Source organism: Pantoea sp. EABMAA-21 (assembly GCF_030053335.1).
Classification (GTDB): Bacteria; Pseudomonadota; Gammaproteobacteria; order Enterobacterales; family Enterobacteriaceae; genus Pantoea; species Pantoea communis.
This window is the reverse complement of the sequence record NZ_JASGBX010000007.1, coordinates 182,200-203,042: the sequence shown is the minus strand read 5'-3', so window position 1 is coordinate 203,042 and position 20,843 is coordinate 182,200. Positions and strand designations below refer to the sequence as shown.

Sequence of the window (20,843 nt, the reverse complement as noted above, 5' to 3'; positions counted from 1 at the left end):
CTTCGTCATGAGTTGTAGGGGATGAATATGAGTTTCACCTTACGCTCGGTGAAGATTGATGAAAAATGAATAATAATGAGGAAGTTGTTCTCTTCTGATGAAAGAAGCGGATCTTCTTCACAGAGAATTAATGTTTTTTCGCCATTGGTGGGATCAATCTTACTGACCTGCATATTCTGACAGTTTTTGATGTTAGAAGCTGATTCTTCATAGGGTTATGCAGTTATACAGTGAATAGATCTTAAAGAAAGATCATAGAGAGATCTTAAAGAGATCCTAAGAGATCCCCGATCGCTGCAAGCCGCACCCCACAAGGCCTGAGAAGGTGATCGCGTTCACTATAATCAGAAAAACGTTCACTACAATCAGCATAATATTCACTATAGACTGTAGAATGTTCACTATAAACAGTGTTAATGTTCACTGTAATCAGAAATCGATCCTTTTCATCCACAGAATGAAGATCTCAGGCTATGGCAGATAAAGAGAGTGAAAACAAAGCGTTACTAGAACCTTTTCTGTCGGTGACAAAAAACAGCGGTGAGGTTATCCAGCTTCATCCTAATAAAAATAACACCGTACAACCGGTCGCGTTGATGCGCCTGGGTCTGTTCGTTCCGACACTAAAGTCTACTGCGCGTGGGAAATCGGGCGCGATGGCTTCAACGGACGCCACCAAAGAGCTCAAGAACCTTTCGTTAGTTAAAGCGGAAGGCTATGAAAAGATTACCATTACTGGCGCAAGGCTGGACATGGATAATGATTTCAAAACCTGGGCTGGCATCATTCAGTCTTTTTCGCGTTATCCCTCAAAGGGCGACACCGTGACGCTGCCGTTTATTGATTTCGTGAAAATGTGCGGGATCCCATCGGCAAACTCTTCAGCGGCCTTACGTAAGCGTTTAGATGCCTCTTTACGACGCATCGCAACCAATACGTTGTCCTTTGAAGGTAATGGCAAAGCGTATCATACCCACCTTGTGCAGTCGGCGTATTACGATCGTGAAAAGGATCTGGTGCGCATTCAGGCCGATCCCAAACTGTTTGAGCTGTATAACTTTGACCATAAAGTCCTGCTGCAGCTGCGAGCCATCTCACGCCTCAAACGTAAGGAATCGGCTCAGGCGTTATATACCTACCTGGAAAGTTTGCCAACCAATCCTGCACCGATATCGCTGGCGCGTCTGCGCATGCGTTTAAACTTAGGCTCTAAGACGACCACGCAAAACCACGTGGTTCGACGCGCGATGGAGCAGCTTAAGGAGATTGGTTACCTCGACTATTCAGAGGTAAAGCGTGGACGTTCTGTGTTCTTTATTATCCATAGCAGAACGCCGAAGCTGGACGGTATCAGCAATCTTGAGAGCATTGATTCCCTCGATGATATTGAGTTTGAAGACTGATTTTTCACGTTCACTGTAATCAGCTCCCTGCCCTTGAGTGTGTCACTTAATCGCCAAAAGTGACACACTTCTTCTACGCACTGTTCACTGTAATCAGCATCCCTTCATTCGTTCACTGTAATCAGTAACGTTCACTGTAAACAGTATTCAGCGACACGTTAGTCTTACATCCTCCTGCAGAGTTATCAAAATCGACGAATCATTGGGTTTAATTGTGATAGTGAGTACTTACTAGGTGGGTTTTCAACACTCGAGCGCCCTCTTTTGCAGCGGGTTTGCTGATTACAGTGAACATCAGCCATAGCGTATTTGGTTGCTGATTACAGTGAATGGTGGTGATGTAGTGAAAACAGATTATAGTGAATGATTAAATTTAAGTGTTTGAATATTATAGGTAATATTTAATTGTTGGCATTCATTCATTGTAATCAGCTTATTGTCTGTACAAATAAACAGTAAAAGTGACAGGGTTGGTCACCTTCACTGATTACAGTGAATTTTTCCCTTTATTGCAGATTGCAGTGAACGTTATGCCAGTGCGGTCGGGAATGGATTTAAGGCCTCAATCGTGCGCGTCACGCTGTCACTGATTACAGTGAATGCTCTGCAGCCCTTCCCTCCTCCGAAACATTTTTATACCTGATCGTTGTGGCCACAGAAGATCGCTTTACTGATTACAGTGAACGTAAATAACTTTGCCAGCGAGGAGCAATTACTGATTACAGTGAATGTTACAACCAGGGATTCGGGAGGTAGGAAAAAACGGTCTTCACCTGTTTTGCTGATTACAGTGAACGTTGGAGTTCAAAGACAAACATTCCGTTTCTGGTTGATCCGGCAATGGGTGCATGTAATAGCCACCGGTTAAAACGGACACTTCACCAGAAAGAGCAGCTAAAATGCTCTTCTCTCTTCTCTCTTCTCTCTTCTCTCTTCTCTCTTCTCTTTAATCGGTCATTTGCCATCGGTCATATCCCACCGGGCATGCCTCTTCAGTCGTTCATTCTCTGGCCATTGCTTATCTTCAATATCGCCAGTAGAGCATGGTGAACCGGTCAGGACCCGCCAGTTATAGCTTACCCGCTATCCCGCACTTGCAATGGCTCAACGCTGAGCATCTACCCGTTTTCACTCACGTACAGGCAGCCATAAGCCACCGATGATTTAGCTTCACTCACTCACTCACTCACTCACTCACTCACTCACTCACTCACTCACTCACAACAAACCCGCATTCGCGAACCACGAATCACAACTGAAAACGCAAATTGGGTTACTGATTACAGTGAATGTTGACAGTCATTTTAGCCCGTATTCACATCCCTGACTCCTGACTCCTGACTCCTGACTCCTGACTCCTGACTCCTGACTCCTGACTCCTGACTCCTGACTCCTGACTCCTTTACTGATTACAGTGAACGTTCTCACGTACGCCCTACCCTTTCCGCCGATTATGGCGAATCCATTTAAGACAAAACTGCTGATTATAGTGAACGCTAAGCTGAGAGAACGATTTAGGTTACTGATTACAGTGAACGTCTGAATGTGGCTTAGACAAATTGCTGATTACAGTGAATGCCAGCTAGCCATACGAGCTGTTAATTACTGATTACAGTGAACACTCGGATTAAATCAATGCTCCCCACATGCAGTCTACTGATTATAGTGAATGTTTATATTAGGACTAAGCTGTCTCTACTAACCGAAAACGCCTGCAGCCGATTTCGTCATGGAGAGCCCTGGCTTTCAACTGCTCATCGTGAAAATCAATATCACTGATTACAGTGAACGTAACGCAGTTGTTTACTGATTACAGTGAACCTATTGCCACTTACAGTGAACGTTTACTGATTACAGTGAATCTTATGCCGAATATAGTGAATGCAGGCTGTGATTTCAGCCATATCACCTTGCCCGCAACTCTCGTGCAACGGACAATCAAATTACTGATTACAGTGAATGCTGGAGCAAATACGCGAATGAGGCGTTGCTCACACTTTCATCCATTATTCCGCTCTGATTAAAACATCTCCGCTGATTACAGTGAATGTTTGCACTAACACGCTCTTACTCAAGGTATTTTCACAGCGCTAAATGTTTCGCATTAGATGAGATAGATTTGCCTCATGTGCAGGATTTCGGTATAAAGTCATAAATCCTACATGTGTGGAGCAAGTATGGCTAACGATGAGAAGCAAGTTCTGAAAGTCGCACAACGTTCAGAAAAAATGCTAATGAGCCTGACGGAACAGATTCAGGCGCAGAAAGAAGAGTTGCAGGAAAACACTTTTTATCAGGTTTACGCCAAAGCGGCGTTAGCCAAACTCCCTAAATTAACGCGTGCGAGCGTTGATTACGCCGTTAATGAAATGGAAGAGAACGGCTATCCATTCGATAAACGCGCGGCGGGCAGCTCTACCAAGTACGCAATGTCCATCCAAAACATCATTGATATCTACCATCATCGCGGCGTGCCAAAGTATCGCGATCGTCACGCAGAGGCATTCACGCTGTTTGTTGGTAATCTCAAAGGTGGCGTATCGAAAACCGTCTCAACGGTCTCACTGGCCCATGCGCTGCGTGCGCATCCACATCTGTTGTATGAAGATCTGCGCATTCTGGTTATCGACCTCGATCCGCAATCCTCTGCCACCATGTTCCTCAATCATGAGCGTTCGGTCGGACTGGTAGAAGCCACAGCTGCGCAAGCGATGCTGCAAAACGTGGGCCGCGAAGAGTTGCTTAATGAATTCATCGTGCCATCGATTATTCCTGGTGTCGACGTACTGCCGGCCTCCATTGACGACGCCTTCATTGCATCACGTTGGGAAGAACTGTGTGCTGAGCATCTGCCTACGCAGAATGTGCATGCGGTTCTGTATGACAACGTCGTAGCAAAACTGAAGAAAGACTATGACTTCATTTTCATCGACAGTGGCCCACATCTGGATGCCTTCCTGAAGAACGCCATCGCCGCATCTGATTTACTGATGACGCCAGTTCCACCAGCACAAGTTGATTTCCACTCGACGTTGAAGTATCTGACGCGCCTGCCGGAACTGATTGGCATCATTGAGGAATCAGGCGCATCCTGCCGCTTGCAAGGCAACATCGGCTTTATGTCCAAGCTATCGAATAAAGCGGACCACAAGCTTTGTCACAGCCTGGCGAAAGAGATCTTTGGCGGCGACATGCTGGATGCTGCTTTACCGCGCCTGGACGGCTTTGAGCGCTGTGGAGAGTCGTTTGATACTGTAATCTCTGCGAACCCATCGACCTATGTGGGCAGCACCGAAGCCTTAAAGAATGCGCGTTCGGCAGCGGAAGATTTCGCTAAAGCCGTATTTGATCGCATTGAATTTATTCGCCTGAACTGAGATTACTATGAGCGCAAAACGAATTACGATTGGCCGTACCTTCAGCCAGACACCTTTGCAGACTGAGGATGCCTCAGACGGACATTCTCAAACCTTTATCCTTTCGACCGGTAAACGTGCCCTGTTCACGCTTGAACACATTACGGCGAAGGAAATTGAAGAAAAAACCTATGTGGTAATGGAAACGAATGGCCGCGACCAGTCAGGCTTGACGCCTGAATCGCTGCGCGACATTATCCGCACCATTAAATTGCAGCAGTTCTTCCCTGCTATTGGTGTGAAACGCGGCGACCGTATCGAAATTTTGGATGGTTCCCGCCGCCGTGCCGCCGCTCTGCACTGCAAAACTGGGCTGGATGTGCTGGTCACTGAGGTTGCCATCACGGCAGATGAAGCACGTCGCCTGGCGCAGGACATCCAAACCGCACGCGAACATAATCTGCGTGAAGTGGGGATGCGCCTGCTGTCATTAAAAGAGAGCGGCCTGTCACAGAAAGAGATTGCTCAGAGCGAAGGCCTCTCGCAGGCAAAAGTTACGCGTGCGTTGCAAGCCGCGAGCGTACCACTGGAGTTGGTTACCCTGTTCCCAAATCATTCGGAGTTAACATACCCGGATTACAAAACGCTGCTGCAGGCGTATGAGAAGCTTCAGGAGATTGGTCAGTCGGTTGAAGCCTTAATTGATACCATTGGCATGGATGTCGATACGGTCTGCGCACGTGATGGTCTGGCTGAAGATGAAGTAAAAAATGGGATTTTGCGTCTGGTGCGTAATGGGAGCCAAACACTAATCCAGTCGCCAGCAAAGGAAAAAGCGGTCGCCACGCCTCTCTGGACGTTTGCTGATAAAGATCGTTATGCCCGCAAGAAGACACGCGGCCGCATGTTCAGCTACGAATTCAATCGCCAGTCGAAAGAATTACAAGATGAGCTGGATCGGGTGATAAACGAGACACTCAATAAATATCTCAATCAGTAGCGAAATGCCGCCTTCGGGCGGTTTTTTTTTGCCTGAATTTCAGCTTTTCGCCAGTGCTATTTCATCGCTAACTGTATGAAAAATAACTAACCTGTGTAGAAATTTCAGGCTGAAATCGCCAACTTTTTCACCGTCTATATGCATAACAATCTTGCGCCGTAGAGTTTAGTGAATCTGTGGTGAAGGCAAAATAACCAGCTGGATAGGAAAGCAACAAAGGCTATCCAGGAGAGGAACTCAGATTGCGAATGCCCTGAAATTTTCTTCATTCGCCATCAGGATTTCACATCTAATGAATTGAATTAAAAGTGTTTTTTAATTTAATTTCAGGCTGAAATCGCCAGCATTTCAGCAAATTTCAGCGCTGCATCGAGGGTACTAACCCGGTTTAGCCAGATGATATTCAATGATTTATCCACAGAAAAGGTGGATAACTTTATTCGGGCCGTTAGGCTGTAAGTTACAAAACGCTGGGCGATTGCCAAACCGCTTCCCGAACACGTACAGGCTTGTTTATCAGACCCAATGCATAAAAACGATCGGCGATGATTTGTTGCTCTTTAATCACTTCAAATACCATTGAACGGGTTCTATGACTGCGTCGTGTTAAAGCTCTTTCAACGGCCAAAAGGTCAAGACCCAATTCCTGCGCAAGCAGACCAGCAGCTTTCTGCCGATGATTATCAATAAAAATGCCGGTCTGCTGTAAACTCTCCACTAGCTGATGGGCCACGTCGTGATGTTTTTCCACATAATCGCGACGTGCCAGATAAAATTGGTGGTTGCGCACACGCCCCTCACCGTTGGCCAGCACGCGCAACTCAGGATTGCTCTCCGCCGCACTGAGTAAGGGGTCCCACATCATCCATGCATCGACCGCCAGATAATCACTGGCCGTCAGAGGATATTTCGGCGGCGCATACACCACTTTGAGTTCATCAAGGGCGATACCTGCTTCTTCCAGCAGCTGCAGCAATAACCAGTGAACGTTAGAACCTTTATTGACCGAAATACGTTTACCACGTAAATCAGCAATGCTACGGATATCGCTATCGATTGGGACAACTATCCCCACGCTACTGGGCGCAGGGGGTTCCCAGGCGATGTAGGTCACTGCATTGCCATTCGCCTGGGCGAAAATAGGCGGCACCTCGCCGGTGGTACCGAAATCGATCTCGTTATTTTGTAAGGCATAAAGCAGTTGAGGCCCGGCAGGAAATTCGCTCCACAACACGCTGACGCCCTGCTGTGCAAAGCACTGCTCAAGACTTTGCCGTGCTTTTAATACCCCAAGATTACCGAATTTTTGATAACCGATACGTAATTCGCGTTCCTGATGAGGCTCATCAGCAGAGGCAGTTGCAATGCAACTCGCCGCCTTACGCCGTCCTTTTATCATTCCCTGGTGAGCAAGATGAGTACGCAGCGTGTGGCGGCTGATGCCAAGCAACGCCGCGGCCTGTGTCTGATTGTGTTCAGTGAAATCCAGCGCGTGAGTAATCAGGCTGGTGATGACGCGATCAAACAGTTGATTGGGCTTAGTGGAGAGTTGTTGACGCAGGAAGTTATCAAGCGTTGATGCTTCCGCGTTGTTAAATCCCTGTTCATTGTATCTTGTCAGTCGCAAATGAGCTGGCGTTAGCGTCTCCTCCCGACTCAAAAGTACTGCGTTGTGAAGCGTATTTTCCAGCTCGCGAATATTGCCCGGCCAACTGTACTCCAGTAGCACTTCTAAAGCATCCGGTGACAAACGACGCACCGGTCGACCTAAACGACGTGCATACAGCGAAAGGAAATGCTGCGCCAGCAGCGGGATATCATCACGACGCTGTCGCAACGGAGGCAGCGGCACCACCGCAATATTGAGGCGATAGTAAAGGTCTTCCCTAAATCGCCGTTCGCGGATCGCCTGTGCCAAATCAACATGGGTGGCCGCAATAACACGCACATCGACTTTAATCGGCTTGCGCGAACCCACGCGCGTAATCTCGCGCTCCTGTAATACGCGTAGTAACTTGACCTGTAGCGACAAACTCAGCTCTCCAATCTCATCCAGCAGCAGAGTGCCGCCCTGCGCAGATTCAAACCAACCGGGATGCGCCTGGGTCGCGCCGGTAAATGCCCCTTTCTCATGACCAAAGAGTTCGGCTTCGGCAAGACTTTCAGTTAAAGCACCGCAGTTAACGGCGAGAAAGGGGCCATGGCGGCGTTGGCTATGATGATGGAGATAGCGTGCGACAACTTCCTTACCCGTGCCGGTCTCGCCGACAATCAATACCGTGGCGTCAGTGGGGGCGAATTTGTCGAGCAATGATTGAAAAGCGAGAGAAGCCGGGTCGACTAAACGCGGTGAATCAGCGTAATTGCTATAGTTGGTCAGCATCTTTTGATGTCCATTAAGGAGTATCAGCACACGCTAATCGTTGCTATTCACTGTGAACAGCAGGAAAAAAGCATAAGCAGTTGCATATGCAGGAATAGCTGTAGGCGGTAAGTTGCCGATGCAACAAACACAAACAGCAGTAGGGGCCTAACCCGCTGAAATAGCGTCATTATCAGGAGAATCAAAGCTGGCACGTTTTTCGCTAACAGCTATATAACTAAAAAAACATCTCAAAATGATCATTTTTTAATAAAGTTATATAGGAAAAGCATAATGGCCGAATCCGCAAACAAGAACATCAATGTCTTCTGGTTTCTCCCGACGCACGGTGACGGTCGCTATCTCGGCACCACAGAAGGTGGGCGCCCGGTTGATTTAGCTTACTTACAGCAGGTGGCATTGGCCGCCGACAATCTCGGTTACTACGGTGTGCTGATTCCCACCGGCAAAAGTTGCGAAGATTCATGGCTGGTTGCTTCTGCACTGGCACCCATCACTAAAAGACTGCGTTACCTGGTTGCCGTTCGCCCTGGACTTCAACCGCCGACACTGGCCGCGCGTATGGCCACAACCCTGGATCGCCTCTCTGAAGGACGTTTGCTGATTAACGTGGTGACGGGCGGTGACCCGGTTGAGAACAAAGGCGACGGCATCTTTCTCAATCACAGTGAACGCTATGAAGTCACCAAAGAGTTTCTCGATGTGTATAGCCGTTTAATGCGTGGAGAGAAGGTTGACTATGAAGGGCAGCATATTCACGTTGAAGGAGCAGAGGTGTTGTTCCCGCCAGTGCAGGAAAATGGCCCACCACTCTATTTTGGCGGCTCGTCGGAGGCCGCGATTGATGTCGCCGCTGAGCAAATCGATACCTATCTGACCTGGGGTGAGCCCCCGGAGCAGGTCGCAGAAAAGCTGGCAGTCGTCCGTGAACGTGCTACAGCGCGCGGGCGCAAACTGGAATACGGCATCCGCCTGCATGTCATCGTGCGTGAAACGGAACAGGAAGCGAAAGCGGCGGCAGAGAAATTAATCGGTCATTTGGATGAAGACACCATCGCGCAGGCGCAGAAGATTTTTGCGCGTATGGACTCTGCAGGTCAGGCACGGATGAGCGCGCTGCACAAAGGCTCGCGCGATAATCTCTACATCTCACCAAACTTATGGGCAGGCGTTGGTCTGGTGCGCGGCGGAGCCGGAACGGCATTGGTAGGAAGTCCTGAGCAGGTTGCCGAACGCATACGGGAATATCAGGCACTGGGTGTGACCAACTTCATCCTGTCGGGATATCCGCATCTTGAAGAGGCGCATCGTGTGGCAGAATTGCTGCTGCCGCTATTACCGCTGGCAAATGGTCAGCAGCAGCGTGCGCGCACCATTAACACCGGCCCGTTTGGCGAAACCATTGGTGGCGATAAACGTCCTTCAAAACAGGCGAGCGCCAGCTAATGCAGGAGAAGACGATGGCACGACCTCACATTATCATCACAGGTGGCGGGTTCAGCGGAACGGCGCTGGCGATTCATCTCGCGCGGCAATCGTCCTCTCCGTTACTGATTACAGTGGTCGAACCGCGTGAGCAACTGGGCGGTGGGGTGGCCTACTCCACGCAGGAACCGGCGCATCGCATCAATGTACCTGCCTCGCGCATGCAACTCAGCGGCGATGAGCAGGGCGCCTTTGACCGCTGGTATCGTCAGCAGCCTGAGTGTTCACTGGATTCAGTAGCCCATTGTGATGACGGATCAGTCTATCCGCAGCGCGCGATGTTTGGTCGCTATCTGGCAGAGCAGTTTGCCCTTGCGGCAGAACGGCATCCGCAGATTGAGTTACGGCACGTTCAGGCCAGTGCCATGGCATGGGAAGGGCAGCAACTGTTACTCAGCAATGGCGTGACGCTACAGGGCGATGTGCTGGCGTTAGCGATCAGTCACCCACCGCCATCCTTGCCTCGCTCGCTGCAGCCCTTTGCCCATCACCCAGCGCTCATTGCCAATCCATGGCAAGCCGGCGTGCTGGATGCGATAGATCCTGACGCCACCGTGGCCATTATCGGAACCGGCCTGAGTATGGCGGATGTGGTTGCTTCATTAGGCACTCGGCATCATCGAGGCCCGTTAACCGCTTTCTCACGCCGTGGACAACTCTCACGCGCCAATCTGCAGGGTGAGTGGCCTGAATGGACGATAGCACCTCAGAACGTCCCCAGCGCGCGTCTGTGGCTGCATCACATCAGGGATGAGGTTGCCCGAGCGGCACGGCAGCAATTACCCTGGCAACGCGTGCTGGACGATGTACGCGCACAGGGCCAAACCATCTGGCAAACCTTGCCGCTGCGCGAGCAGCAGCGCTTTGTGCGCCATCTGCGTTCGTGGTGGGATGTACATCGTTATCGTATCGCGCCGCAGGTGTCAGCGGAAATCATCAGACGACAGCAGCAGGAGAGTTTGCAGGTGCTGGCAGCCAGACTGGACACCATCACTGCTCAGGGCCCCCAGCTAGCAATCACGCTGCGCACACGCCAGGGTGAAACGGAAACCCGCCTGCTCGATCATCTGATCGTTACCACCGGACCGGGGCATGATGCGCTGACTCAAAGTCAGCCGCTGTTGCGTTCGTTGAGTGATCAAGGCCTGATTCGCGGTGATCAGCTTGGCTTTGGCCTCGACGTTGATGCGCAGTCACACGCACTGAATCACCAAGGCTTGCCCAACGCCCGCCTGCTCGTAGTCGGACCCGCCGCCCGCGCGCGTTTCGGTGAGTTGATGGGCCTGCCACAGGTTGCCGATCACGCCGCTGCCGTTGCTCAGCAAATTCTTGAAGATCTTCACATCGCTCAAGACGAGCGATGTCCCCCTTACGCTTCTTAATCTCTCAAACATCCTAAAAACACACTAACGAACGCCGGGTCGTCGTACGATCACGGCCTCGCTATGGAGATTGCTATGCCATCGCAACGTGAAATTCGCCTGAATGCTTTTGATATGAACTGTGTCGGACACCAGTCACCGGGTTTGTGGGCGCATCCGCGCGACCGTTCCTCGCAATACAAAGATCTGGAGTACTGGGTCGATTTGGCGCGCCTGCTGGAGCGTGGCAAATTTGACGGTTTGTTTATCGCCGATGTGTTGGGTATTTACGATGTGCTGAACGGGAATGGCGATGCCGCGATTCGTCAGGCGACGCAGGTACCGGTCAACGATCCGCTGGCGTTGATTACCCCAATGGCGCTGGTGACCGAGCATCTCGGCTTTGGTCTCACCGCATCGCTATCGTTTGAGCATCCTTATCCCTTTGCGCGCCGTTTATCGACGCTCGATCACCTGACCAAAGGACGCATCGGCTGGAATATTGTGACCTCGTATCTGGAGAGCGGGGCGCGCAATATTGGTCATCAGGCGCAGAGCGATCACGACAGCCGCTACGACTATGCCGATGAATATTTGCAGGTGGTGTACAAGCTGCTGGAAGGCAGTTGGGAACAGGATGCGGTATTGCGCGATCGTGAACGGCGTATCTTCAGCGATCCCCGCAAAATTCACCCCATCAATCACCAGGGCACCTTCTTCAACGTACCGGGCATTCACCTGTGCGAGCCGTCGCCGCAGCGCACGCCAGTGCTATACCAGGCCGGTGCATCGAGCCGAGGCAAACAGTTTGCCGCTGAGCACGCGGAATGCGTGTTTGTTGCCGCGCCGTCGAAAGTGCTGCTGAAGAAAACCGTCGCGGATATTCGTCGCCGTGCAGAAGAAGCAGGGCGCGATCCGCGCAGTATCCTGATCTTCAATCTGCAAACGGTAATCGTCGGGGAGACCGATGCCGCCGCGCAGGCGAAGTGGAAAGAATACCAAAGCTATGTCAGTTACGAGGGGGCACTGGCACTGGTATCCGGCTGGACCGGTATCGACTTCGGTCAATATCAACCTGACCAGGTGCTGAAGTACCTTCACACCAATGCCATCCAATCAGCCGTCGAAACCTTCTCCACCGCCGATCCTGATCGTCAGTGGACGGTAAAAGCGCTGGCGGATTGGGTGGGCATTGGCGGCTTTGGCCCGCTGATTGTCGGCAGTGCAGCAACCGTCGCCGACGAACTACAAAGCTGGGTGGAAGACACTGACGTTGATGGTTTCAACCTCGCCTACGCATTAACGCATGAAACCTTTGAGGATGTGGTTGAACTGCTGATCCCAGAGCTGCAAAAGCGCGGTGTTTATAAGAATGCGTATGCGGAAGGTACGCTGCGCGAGAAGCTGTTTAACGCCGGACCACAGTTAACCGCACCGCATCCTGGCGTGGGCTATCGGGTGAAAAGTGCGGCGCAGCAGGAGGTCATATGATCGAAATTGACCAGCTGAGCAAGCATTATCGCACCGCTGACGGGCGCGTCACCGAGGTGCTGAAATCCATCAACTTACAGGTCCCGCAGGCCCATATCACTGCAGTCGTTGGGCCCAGCGGAGCGGGCAAATCCACGCTGGCGAAGTGCATCAGTTTACTGGAGCAGCCCAGCGCGGGCAGTATTCGCATCAATGGCAGCGATCTCTCGCGGCTGAATGGCGAAGCACTGCGTCGCGCGCGCCGTTCGATTGGCACCGTTTTTCAATCTTCTGCCCTATTGCAGCGCAAAAGCGCCTGGGAAAACATCGCGCTGCCGTTGCGTTATCTCGGCGTGGTCGAGCGGGATATTTCCGCACGCGTGGGTGAGTTGCTGGAGAGTGTTGGTCTGAGCCATAAAGCCAAAGCGTATCCCGACCAGCTTTCGGGGGGACAGCGTCAACGGATTGGCATCGCGCGAGCCTTGGCACTAAAGCCTTCCGTGCTGCTGGCCGACGAAGCGACTTCTGGTCTCGATCCTGAAGCCACGGTTGCGGTGCTGGATTTGCTAAAGAAACTGCGTGACGACTATAAGCTGGCAATCGTGCTGATCACCCACGAGATGGATGCAGTGCGTCAGGCGGCGGATGCGGTTGCCGAAATTCGCGATGGGCAGATTGTGCAGTATGGCGTGCTGAAACAGTTACTGGCGCAGCCCGATTCCTCGCTGGGGCAACGTCTATTCCCACTGGTGGCGCAACCTGGCGTGGCGGAATTGATTCTGCAACTGAGTTATCGCACAGATGTACCGGTCATCAGCGACTGGATCTCGCGTCTGAGTGTGCAGTTCAATCTGCGCATCGATCTGCTTGGCGCGCACGTTGAGCAGGTCAATGGTATCCAGGCCGGACGCTTGCAGGTGGGCATTCACTTCCAGCAAGAGCGTGTGCCACTGGCGCGATTGCTGGCGCAGCTCGAACAGTTTGGACTGGTTGCCAGCGTCTCGGGCAGCGTACATCAGCTGCGGGAGGCGGTATGAGCGTTTCCGTGATAAGTCAGGACACGCCGTGGCTGGAAATTCCGGCATTGATGTTACCTGCGATGGGTGAGACCGCGCTGATGGTCGGCATCGTGATGCTGTTCGCGGTGAGCCTCGGCGGTATCGTTGGCGTGGTGTTGTTTAACACCTCAGCACGTGGACTGTTTCCCCATCGCGGCGTGCATCGGGTGCTGAGCTGGATAGTGAATATGGGACGCTCGTTGCCGTTTCTGGTGTTAATGGCGGCGATCATCCCGTTCACCTTCTGGCTGACCGGCACCACCATCGGTATCCCTGCGGCGGTGGTGCCGATGATTGCGGCGGGCATTCCGTTCTTTGGTCGTCTGGTGGATAACGCGTTGCGTGAACTGCCAGGCGAAGTGACCTCGGTGGGTTTGGTATGCGGCGGGTCGCGCTGGCAGATCATCCGTTCGGCGCAGCTGAGTGAGGCATTACCTGCTGTTGTTGCCGCCATCACCCTCAACCTGATTTCCATGATCGAGTACTCCGCCATCGCCGGCACCATCGGCGCGGGCGGTATCGGTTATTTAGCCGTGGTGTACGGCTATCAGCGCTTCGACAACCACATCATGATCGCCACCATTGTGGTGCTGATCGCTTTGATACAAACCATTCAATTTATCGGTGACCGTTTAGTCGCAATTCTACGCCATCCTCAGGGGATATCACGATGACAACACAAGAATTTGAGTTACGTAAGACGCGCCGCTGGCCGTGGCTGCTACTGATTTTAGTGGTCATTGCATTGGCCGCCGCCGCAGGGTTCTGGCGCAGTCAGCAACCGCAAGCGGTGGTCTTTGGCACCACGCTACAAATCCACTTTGAACCGGCAATGGCGGGAGAACAGAAGTTGATTGAGTATGTTGGCGAGCACATCGCGCCGGATTATGGTCTGAAGCTGGAAGCGGTGGGCGTGCAGGATCCGGTGCAGGCGGATCGCGCCGTGGCGCAAGGACAATATGCGGCTACCGTCTATCAGCACCAGTGGTGGTTGAAGCAGGTGGTGGATGCCAACGGTTTCCAGCTCACCTCTGCCTTACCGCTGTTCCAGTGGGCATTTGGCGTCTACTCCGATCGCTATAAATCCATATCCGACCTGCCGCAGGGGGCCACCATTGTGGTGCCGGATGATGGCGCCAACCAGGGCCAGGCCTTGTGGCTGCTGGCACGTCAGGGTTTGATCACACTCGATCCCAACGTTGAACCGCGTACCGCCAAATTAAAAAACATTATCGGTAATCCGCATGGCTTCGTCTTCAAAGAACTCGATTTGCTAACCATGCCACGCGCGTTGAATTCGGTGGACGCGGCGATTGGCTATGTTTCGCAGTTTGATGCCGGAAAAGTGCCGCGTGATAAAGGCATTCTGTTCCCTCCGGCACCGCGTACTTTTGCCTCGCAGCTGGTGATTGGTACGCCCTATCTGGAGCAGGAGAACATCGTAAAGCTAAAACAGGCGTTCTCCGATCCTCGCGTTCAGCAGTGGCTGAAAACGACGGATGATCCGTTAGTTAAAGGCGTATTAGTGCCGGTCTCTGCAGACTAATTTGCTGGTGTTATCCTTCACCCGGGCTCGCGATGCGCGTCCGGGATTTTGTGTTTGAAAGTTTTTTATATTATTGATTTTAAACAATTTAATATCACTATTTGTTGCTTTGGACCTGAAGGGTAAGCGCTTATAACAACCTCACCTGCACAACTAAAAACAACGTGAGGCATTATGAGTACCGTTTCTTTCGAAAACACCTTACCGACGTCTGAGCCGGTTCGTTCGGTCAGTGATGTGGCAAGGCTGATCAACACCCGCAGTGACAAAAACAATTATGCGCGCATGATTGTGTTCCTCGCGCTCGGCGGCGTCTTCCTCGATGCCTACGATCTCACCACGCTCTCTTATGGAATTGACGATGTGGTACGCGAATTCCAGCTTTCTCCTCTTCTCACCGGATTGGTGACGTCCTCAATCATGGTCGGCACCATCGTCGGTAATCTCATTGGTGGCTGGCTGACCGACAAATATGGCCGTTACTCGGTGTTTATGGCCGATATGCTGTTCTTCGTGGTCTCGGCCATCGCAGCGGGATTAGCGCCCAATGTCTGGGTACTGATTGGCGCACGTTTCCTGATGGGGATTGGCGTGGGTATCGATTTACCCGTGGCGATGTCCTACCTGGCGGAATTTTCTAAATTCGCAGGCAAAGGCAACAAAGCCGCGCGACTCGCCGCCTGGTGCCCGATGTGGTACGCCGCGTCAACGGTGTGTTTCCTGCTGATCTTCGCGCTCTACTTCCTGTTACCGGAAGAGCATCTTGACTGGTTGTGGCGCGCATCGCTGCTGTTCGGGGCCGTTCCCGCGTTGTTGATCATCGCAGTGCGCAGCAAATTTATGAACGAATCACCGCTGTGGGCAGCCAATCAGGGCGATCTGAAGTCTGCGGTGCGCATTTTGCGTGACTCTTACGGTATTCATGCGCATGAAGCGGAACCCGAAGCACCACCAGCAGAAGCGGCACCCAAAGTAAGTTTCCGCGTGCTGTTCCAGAAACCCTGGCGTGAACGCACCATCGTGGCAGGCGTGATGAACATCTGCATCTCGTTTGAATACACCGCGATCGCCTTCTTCCTGCCTTCGATCCTCGCGCAGTTCCTCGGCGCGGGCGTGTTTGAAACGATCTCCGCATCGCTCGGCCTGAACGCGCTGTTTGCTTTCACCGGCGGTCTGCTGGGCATGCGTCTGGCCTGGAAATATCCGTCTCGCCATGTGGCAATGGCCGGATTTGCACTGCAATTCTTCGCACTGATTGCATTGGCATTGATTGGGCACCCTGAAGCGATTGCGGGGATTGTGTTTGCGGTGCTGATGCTTGGCTTGTGGCTGTTTGCTGAAGGCTTTGGTCCGGGCGCGCAGCTGATGGTCTATCCGGCGCTCTCTTATCCAACTTCCATTCGCGCTACTGGCGTGGGCTTCAGTCGTGCGCTGTCAGGGATTGGCAGCGCGCTGGCGCTGTTTATTCTGCCGATTCTGCAAGCGGCGCTGGGCACCAATATGTTCTGGGTGGTGTCGCTTGCCGCCATCATCCCGATCTTTTTCCTGCTCGCGGTGCGCCACGAACCGACGCGCCACGACATCGACGATCTTTCTCATCAGGAGTGATTATGAGCCAACTTTCAACAGGCACCGATTACGCTGCGCTGGCGGCGCAATTCCGTCCACTGTTTGATCGTATTGCTGAAGGCGCAGTGGAGCGCGAACGCAGCCGCACCATGCCCCATGAAGCAATCACCTGGTTAAAAGAGGCGGGCTTTGGCACGGTACGCATCCCGAAAGAGCAGGGCGGGTGGGGCGCATCGCTACCGCAGCTGTTCCAATTGCTCACCGAACTGGCGGAAGCTGATTCCAATCTGCCGCAGGCATTACGTGCGCACTTTGCATTTGTCGAGGACCGCCTCAACCAGCCCAACAGCGCTGAGCGCGATCGCTGGTTCCGCCGTTTTATCGACGGCGAGCTGGTGGGCAGCGGCTGGACTGAAATTGGCGCGGTGAAACTCGGCGATGTGATTACCCGTGTCACGCCCGTCGCAAATGGCTGGACGCTCAACGGCGAGAAGTTTTACAGCACGGGCACGTTATTTGCAGACTGGATTGATGTGTATGCTCGACGCAATGACAATCAGGGCGATGTCATCGCTCTGGTAAGCACTCACCAACCCGGTGTAACGCGTGATGACGATTGGGATGGTTTTGGCCAACGCTTAACGGGTAGCGGCACCACACGCTTTGAAAATGCGCACGTCGAGCAGCAACACGTCTTCGATTTCGCCACGCGTTTCCGCTATCAAACCGCGTTCTATCAACATGTGCTATTGGCAACACTAGCCGGGATTGGGAGGGCAGTCGCACGCGATGGTGCAAAAGCGGTGGCCGCTCGCAATCGTATTTACAGCCACAGCAACGGCGATTCATCACGTCAGGATGTGCAGGTGCTACAGGTCATCGGTGAGATCACCAGCCTGGCGTTTGCCGTCGAAGCGACGGTGATCCGCGCCGCACATTCACTGCAATCAGCGTATGAAGCGCACTTAAGCAGCGACGAAGCGCAACTTCTGGCAGTGAATGCGCTGGCCGAAGCTGAAGCGGGTCAGGCGCAGGTGATTGCCAGTGAGCTGGTACCACGTGCCGCCACCGAGTTGTTTAATGCGCTCGGCGCATCGGATACGCGCATCAGTAAAGCGCTGGATCGTCACTGGCGCAATGCGCGCACGGTGTCGTCACATAATCCGGTGATCTATAAAGCACGTGACATCGGTGGCTGGAAGGTTAACGGGACGCCGCCGACAGGGATCTGGCAAATTGGGCGCGGGGAAGGGTAAAACATTTCATGCCGGGCGGCTTGAGCCGCCCACTTCTAATACAACGTTTTTAAACTGTCCTGAATCACATTCAGCGCCGTAGTGACATTGGAATTCGGCCGCCGCGTGACAAACAAACCATATGTCACTTTTACCGGAGCCTGCGCGACATTCACCAGACGCATACTGTCATGACGAATGAGTTCCGCTGGCAGCATGGCCACACCCAATCCGCCTTCAACAGCGGGGATGATCGCACCCAGGTTGGAGCTGGTTACCGCGATCCTAAACTCCTTGCCTGCTTCAATCAGCGCATCAAACATCAAGCGTCGCCATGAACAAGGTTCACCGCAAACAATAGCATCGACCGTCAGCGCGCTATCCCAGGGATAGTCAATTCCGCACACCCAATGCAGGTCGATCTCCCAACTGGTTAACGGGTCTTCACTGAAACCGGCGGTCAGACCCAAGACCATATCAAACGCGCTCTCCTGCCAACGTCTGGCGAGGATGTGATCGCTCTCAATGGAAAGCTCGATGTGCAGACCCGGACACAATCTTCTCAGCCTGCCAAGTGCAAAGGGGAGCAAACTCGATGCCACATCTTCGGACATACCGATGCGAAGCGTGCCGGCGGGCGTACTTTCACTCAGTTGCGCGACCGCCATTTCCCCCAACGCGAGAATTCGCACCGCAAAACTGAGCAGCACTTCTCCCTCTTTGGTGGGGACGACGCCGCGTCCTGTACGACGCAGCAAACGCTGGCCTGTATGTTCCTCTAGTCGACGAATCTGTGCACTGAGTGCGGATTGGGCGCGTCCGGCCTGTTCGGCGGCGCGTGTCAGGCTGCGGTGATGACAAACGGCAACGAAAGTACGAAGCAGCGCGGGTTCAAAATTGTCCGATATCATGATGGGGTTATGTCTGATACATGTGAATGCAGCCTACCAACATATCATCAGCTTCGCTACGCTTTATCTACCGATCATTATTCGTATTCAGCATTGTGGAGACCAGAGATGAAAGCAGTCACTTACCCCCAACCAGGAGGTCCAGAGGTTTTACAACTGGTGGATGTCGTTGAACCTTCGATTACTCAGGATGAGCTGCTGGTGGCGGTGGAAGCCATTAGTGTTGAGGGTGGCGATATCATTTCGCGCAATAGTCAGCACTTACAAGCGGGCGAGTCACTTGGCTATGCGGCGGCAGGAACCATTCTTGCCATCGGTTCAAACGTGACGGGATTTAAGATCGGTCAGAAAGTGGCAACGTTTAACTGGCGAGGTGCCTATGCAGAACGTCGCGCTGTCGCTGCCTATAACTGTTTTCCTGTTCCAGATGGCCTGGATGCGCGCATTGCTGCCGCCATTCCGGTGGGGCCAGGCACCGCTGCATGGGCGTTTCATTTAGGTCAGCTGCAGCCAGGCCAAACCGTACTCATTCTCGGCGCGGCGGGCGGGGTGGGCATGGCTGCCGTCCAACTGGCATCCCGCATGGGTGCCCGGGTGATTGGAACCGGTACGCGTCCCGAATCACTGGAAAAATTACGTGAATTTGGCCTCAATGACGCCATTGTGGTGGGTGACAAGCAGGCTGGCGAGCAGGTGCGGGAATTGCTGGGCGGCAATAAAGTGGATTTGCTGATCGATACCATCGGCGGCGCAGCATTGTCAGATGGCATTGAAGTATTAAAAGACGGCGGGTCGGCGGTTCTGATCGGCATTCTCGCTGGACGTAATCAGATGGTCGATGCGGAATATCTGCTGTTGCACCGTATTACGTTGATCGGATGCTTGCTGGGACCAGAATGGGGTGAAAAACAGATTGCCCGCGATTTGGTGAATGAACTGATGGTGATGGCGGCGAAAGGCGAACTGATCGTGCCTATCGATAGTACTTTCCCGCTGGAAAAGGTGGTTGAAGCGCATCAACGAGCAGAAACGCGTGGGCGTTTAGGCAGAGTGTTTATGACTGTTTAACAGTGTGCGGCCGTAAGGCCGCACACTATCTGGTCACTGCTTATCCAGTGACCAGGTCGCACTGCGCACATCCACTTTCACCGGCAGCAGTCCGACACGGGTAAATGTATCGGCTAACGCCTGCTGTTCATCGAACACCTGCGGCGTCATACGCGTAGCGCCATACGGCAGGCGTTTCAACGTGGTCTGCCAGATTGCCTTATCTAACCCGGTCGATTTGGACAGAATCGCGGCAGCCTCATCCTGATTGGCGTTCGCCCAGTCACTCAATTTGCTCAATTCATCCACCACCTGTTTCGCGGTGTCAGGATGGCCTTCGGCAAAGGGGCGGCTGGCGAGATAGAAGGTGTAATGCGGCACCAAACCTTCTGCATTACGGATTTCACGCGCGTCGGCGTTCGCTTCCACTTCTGCGAGGAACGGATCCCAAATCACCCACGCATCAATCGCGCCTTTCTGGAAGGCGGCGCGCGCATCAGCTGGTGGCAGGTAAACGGGTTTCACGTCCTTATAATTCAGTCCGGCATCTTCCAGCGCTTTCACCAGCAAATAATTCACGTCAGAACCCTTGTTCAATCCAATGCGCTTACCTTTCAAATCCGCCACGCTTTTGATCGGCGAATCTTTAGGTACCACGATGGCTTCGGTTTTGGGGTTAGCAGGGGAGTGACCGAGGTAAATCAAATCCGCTTTGGCAGCCTGCGCGAAAGCGGGTGGAGCATCGCCGGTGGCGGCTAAATCGATGCTGCCCACGTTTAGCCCTTCCAGCATCTGCGGCCCGGCCGGAAATTCTACCCAGCGGACATTGATGCCTTCCTTCTTGAAGGTTTCATCCAGCGTGCCGCGATACTTCAGCAGCGCAAAAATATTGGCTTTCTGATAGCCGATGGTCACGGTTTCTGGTTTAGCGGCAAAGGCGTGCGCAGAGAGCAGGCCAAAGCTAAGCGCCAACGCGCTCAGAGCAGGAATTTTTGTTTGCATGATGAGTCTCTCGTGGA

15 protein-coding genes are annotated in these 20,843 nt (G+C 52.7%); 12 read left to right on the top strand and 3 right to left on the bottom strand.

Features of this window, described 5'->3' with window-relative positions:
- Window positions 1–473 precede the first annotated feature (473 nt).
- The 3 genes from QMZ65_RS12885 to QMZ65_RS12875 all read left to right on the top strand — a co-directional run bounded on the left by QMZ65_RS12885 (window position 474) and on the right by QMZ65_RS12875 (window position 5,759).
- Window positions 474–1,403, top strand: coding sequence for a RepB family plasmid replication initiator protein (locus tag QMZ65_RS12885; protein WP_034822338.1), 930 nt, complete (start codon window positions 474–476; stop codon window positions 1,401–1,403).
- Window positions 1,404–3,580: 2,177 nt separating this feature from the next.
- On the top strand, window positions 3,581–4,780 hold the full coding sequence (locus QMZ65_RS12880) for an AAA family ATPase (protein WP_058960453.1): 1,200 nt from the start codon (window positions 3,581–3,583) through the stop codon (window positions 4,778–4,780).
- A 7-nt stretch (window positions 4,781–4,787) separates the two neighbouring features.
- Entirely contained in the window at window positions 4,788–5,759 is a 972-nt protein-coding gene (locus QMZ65_RS12875; RefSeq protein ID WP_097117637.1) for a ParB family protein, read from the top strand.
- A gap of 460 nt (window positions 5,760–6,219) precedes the next feature.
- Here the strand turns inward: QMZ65_RS12875 and QMZ65_RS12870 are convergent, their stop codons facing one another.
- Window positions 6,220–8,139 carry a sigma-54-dependent Fis family transcriptional regulator gene (locus tag QMZ65_RS12870; RefSeq protein WP_502921527.1) on the bottom strand — a complete coding sequence of 640 codons (1,920 nt, stop codon included), beginning with the start codon at window positions 8,137–8,139 and terminating at the stop codon, window positions 6,220–6,222.
- 276 nt (window positions 8,140–8,415) lie between these two features.
- Between QMZ65_RS12870 and ssuD the strand changes: the two genes are divergently transcribed.
- From ssuD to QMZ65_RS12830, 8 genes are all read left to right on the top strand, one after another.
- Window positions 8,416–9,588 (top strand): FMNH2-dependent alkanesulfonate monooxygenase, encoded by a 1,173-nt coding sequence (gene ssuD, locus QMZ65_RS12865; protein ID WP_097117639.1) that lies wholly within the window; start codon window positions 8,416–8,418, stop codon window positions 9,586–9,588.
- A 14-nt stretch (window positions 9,589–9,602) separates the two neighbouring features.
- Window positions 9,603–11,009 (top strand): FAD/NAD(P)-binding protein, encoded by a 1,407-nt coding sequence (locus QMZ65_RS12860; protein WP_283216120.1) that lies wholly within the window; start codon window positions 9,603–9,605, stop codon window positions 11,007–11,009.
- Between the two features lie 75 nt (window positions 11,010–11,084).
- Window positions 11,085–12,479, top strand: a complete 1,395-nt coding sequence (locus tag QMZ65_RS12855; RefSeq protein WP_283216119.1) for an LLM class flavin-dependent oxidoreductase — start codon at window positions 11,085–11,087, stop codon at window positions 12,477–12,479.
- Window positions 12,476–13,495 carry a methionine ABC transporter ATP-binding protein gene (locus QMZ65_RS12850; RefSeq protein WP_283216118.1) on the top strand — a complete coding sequence of 340 codons (1,020 nt, stop codon included), beginning with the start codon at window positions 12,476–12,478 and terminating at the stop codon, window positions 13,493–13,495. Before QMZ65_RS12855 ends, QMZ65_RS12850 begins: the two co-directional genes overlap by 4 nt.
- A complete protein-coding gene (locus tag QMZ65_RS12845) occupies window positions 13,492–14,190 on the top strand; it encodes a methionine ABC transporter permease (protein ID WP_283216117.1) in 699 nt (232 codons plus the stop codon). The genes QMZ65_RS12850 and QMZ65_RS12845 overlap by 4 nt, the downstream gene beginning before the upstream one ends.
- Window positions 14,187–15,062, top strand: coding sequence for a MetQ/NlpA family ABC transporter substrate-binding protein (locus QMZ65_RS12840; RefSeq protein WP_283216116.1), 876 nt, complete (start codon window positions 14,187–14,189; stop codon window positions 15,060–15,062). Before QMZ65_RS12845 ends, QMZ65_RS12840 begins: the two co-directional genes overlap by 4 nt.
- Window positions 15,063–15,236: 174 nt before the next feature.
- Window positions 15,237–16,670: an MFS transporter gene (locus QMZ65_RS12835; protein WP_283216115.1), complete on the top strand. Its 1,434-nt coding sequence runs from the start codon at window positions 15,237–15,239 to the stop codon at window positions 16,668–16,670.
- Window positions 16,671–16,672: 2 nt separating this feature from the next.
- Window positions 16,673–17,887, top strand: coding sequence for an acyl-CoA dehydrogenase family protein (locus tag QMZ65_RS12830; protein ID WP_283216114.1), 1,215 nt, complete (start codon window positions 16,673–16,675; stop codon window positions 17,885–17,887).
- Between the two features lie 35 nt (window positions 17,888–17,922).
- Here the strand turns inward: QMZ65_RS12830 and QMZ65_RS12825 are convergent, their stop codons facing one another.
- On the bottom strand, window positions 17,923–18,777 hold the full coding sequence (locus QMZ65_RS12825; RefSeq protein WP_072226533.1) for a LysR family transcriptional regulator: 855 nt from the start codon (window positions 18,775–18,777) through the stop codon (window positions 17,923–17,925).
- Window positions 18,778–18,885: 108 nt separating this feature from the next.
- Here QMZ65_RS12825 and QMZ65_RS12820 point away from each other — a divergent pair, with 108 nt between their 5' ends.
- The gene (locus tag QMZ65_RS12820; RefSeq protein ID WP_160833139.1) at window positions 18,886–19,845 is read left to right on the top strand and encodes a quinone oxidoreductase family protein; all 960 of its coding nucleotides are present in this window, start codon (window positions 18,886–18,888) and stop codon (window positions 19,843–19,845) included.
- A gap of 33 nt (window positions 19,846–19,878) precedes the next feature.
- Here QMZ65_RS12820 and QMZ65_RS12815 read toward each other — a convergent pair whose 3' ends face one another.
- On the bottom strand, window positions 19,879–20,826 hold the full coding sequence (locus tag QMZ65_RS12815; RefSeq protein ID WP_283216113.1) for a sulfonate ABC transporter substrate-binding protein: 948 nt from the start codon (window positions 20,824–20,826) through the stop codon (window positions 19,879–19,881).
- Window positions 20,827–20,843 lie beyond the last annotated feature (17 nt).

What these genes read in the sequence shown, in the direction of transcription:
- QMZ65_RS12885 (WP_034822338.1), top strand. Translation starts at nt 474, where the DNA reads ATGGCAGATAAAGAGAGTGAAAACAAAGCGTTACTAGAACCTTTTCTG.
- QMZ65_RS12880 (WP_058960453.1), top strand. Translation starts at nt 3,581, where the DNA reads ATGGCTAACGATGAGAAGCAAGTTCTGAAAGTCGCACAACGTTCAGAA.
- QMZ65_RS12875 (WP_097117637.1), top strand. Translation starts at nt 4,788, where the DNA reads ATGAGCGCAAAACGAATTACGATTGGCCGTACCTTCAGCCAGACACCT.
- ssuD (WP_097117639.1), top strand. Translation starts at nt 8,416, where the DNA reads ATGGCCGAATCCGCAAACAAGAACATCAATGTCTTCTGGTTTCTCCCG.
- QMZ65_RS12860 (WP_283216120.1), top strand. Translation starts at nt 9,603, where the DNA reads ATGGCACGACCTCACATTATCATCACAGGTGGCGGGTTCAGCGGAACG.
- QMZ65_RS12855 (WP_283216119.1), top strand. Translation starts at nt 11,085, where the DNA reads ATGCCATCGCAACGTGAAATTCGCCTGAATGCTTTTGATATGAACTGT.
- QMZ65_RS12850 (WP_283216118.1), top strand. Translation starts at nt 12,476, where the DNA reads ATGATCGAAATTGACCAGCTGAGCAAGCATTATCGCACCGCTGACGGG.
- QMZ65_RS12845 (WP_283216117.1), top strand. Translation starts at nt 13,492, where the DNA reads ATGAGCGTTTCCGTGATAAGTCAGGACACGCCGTGGCTGGAAATTCCG.
- QMZ65_RS12840 (WP_283216116.1), top strand. Translation starts at nt 14,187, where the DNA reads ATGACAACACAAGAATTTGAGTTACGTAAGACGCGCCGCTGGCCGTGG.
- QMZ65_RS12835 (WP_283216115.1), top strand. Translation starts at nt 15,237, where the DNA reads ATGAGTACCGTTTCTTTCGAAAACACCTTACCGACGTCTGAGCCGGTT.
- QMZ65_RS12830 (WP_283216114.1), top strand. Translation starts at nt 16,673, where the DNA reads ATGAGCCAACTTTCAACAGGCACCGATTACGCTGCGCTGGCGGCGCAA.
- QMZ65_RS12825 (WP_072226533.1), bottom strand. Translation starts at nt 18,777, where the DNA reads ATGATATCGGACAATTTTGAACCCGCGCTGCTTCGTACTTTCGTTGCC.
- QMZ65_RS12820 (WP_160833139.1), top strand. Translation starts at nt 18,886, where the DNA reads ATGAAAGCAGTCACTTACCCCCAACCAGGAGGTCCAGAGGTTTTACAA.
- QMZ65_RS12815 (WP_283216113.1), bottom strand. Translation starts at nt 20,826, where the DNA reads ATGCAAACAAAAATTCCTGCTCTGAGCGCGTTGGCGCTTAGCTTTGGC.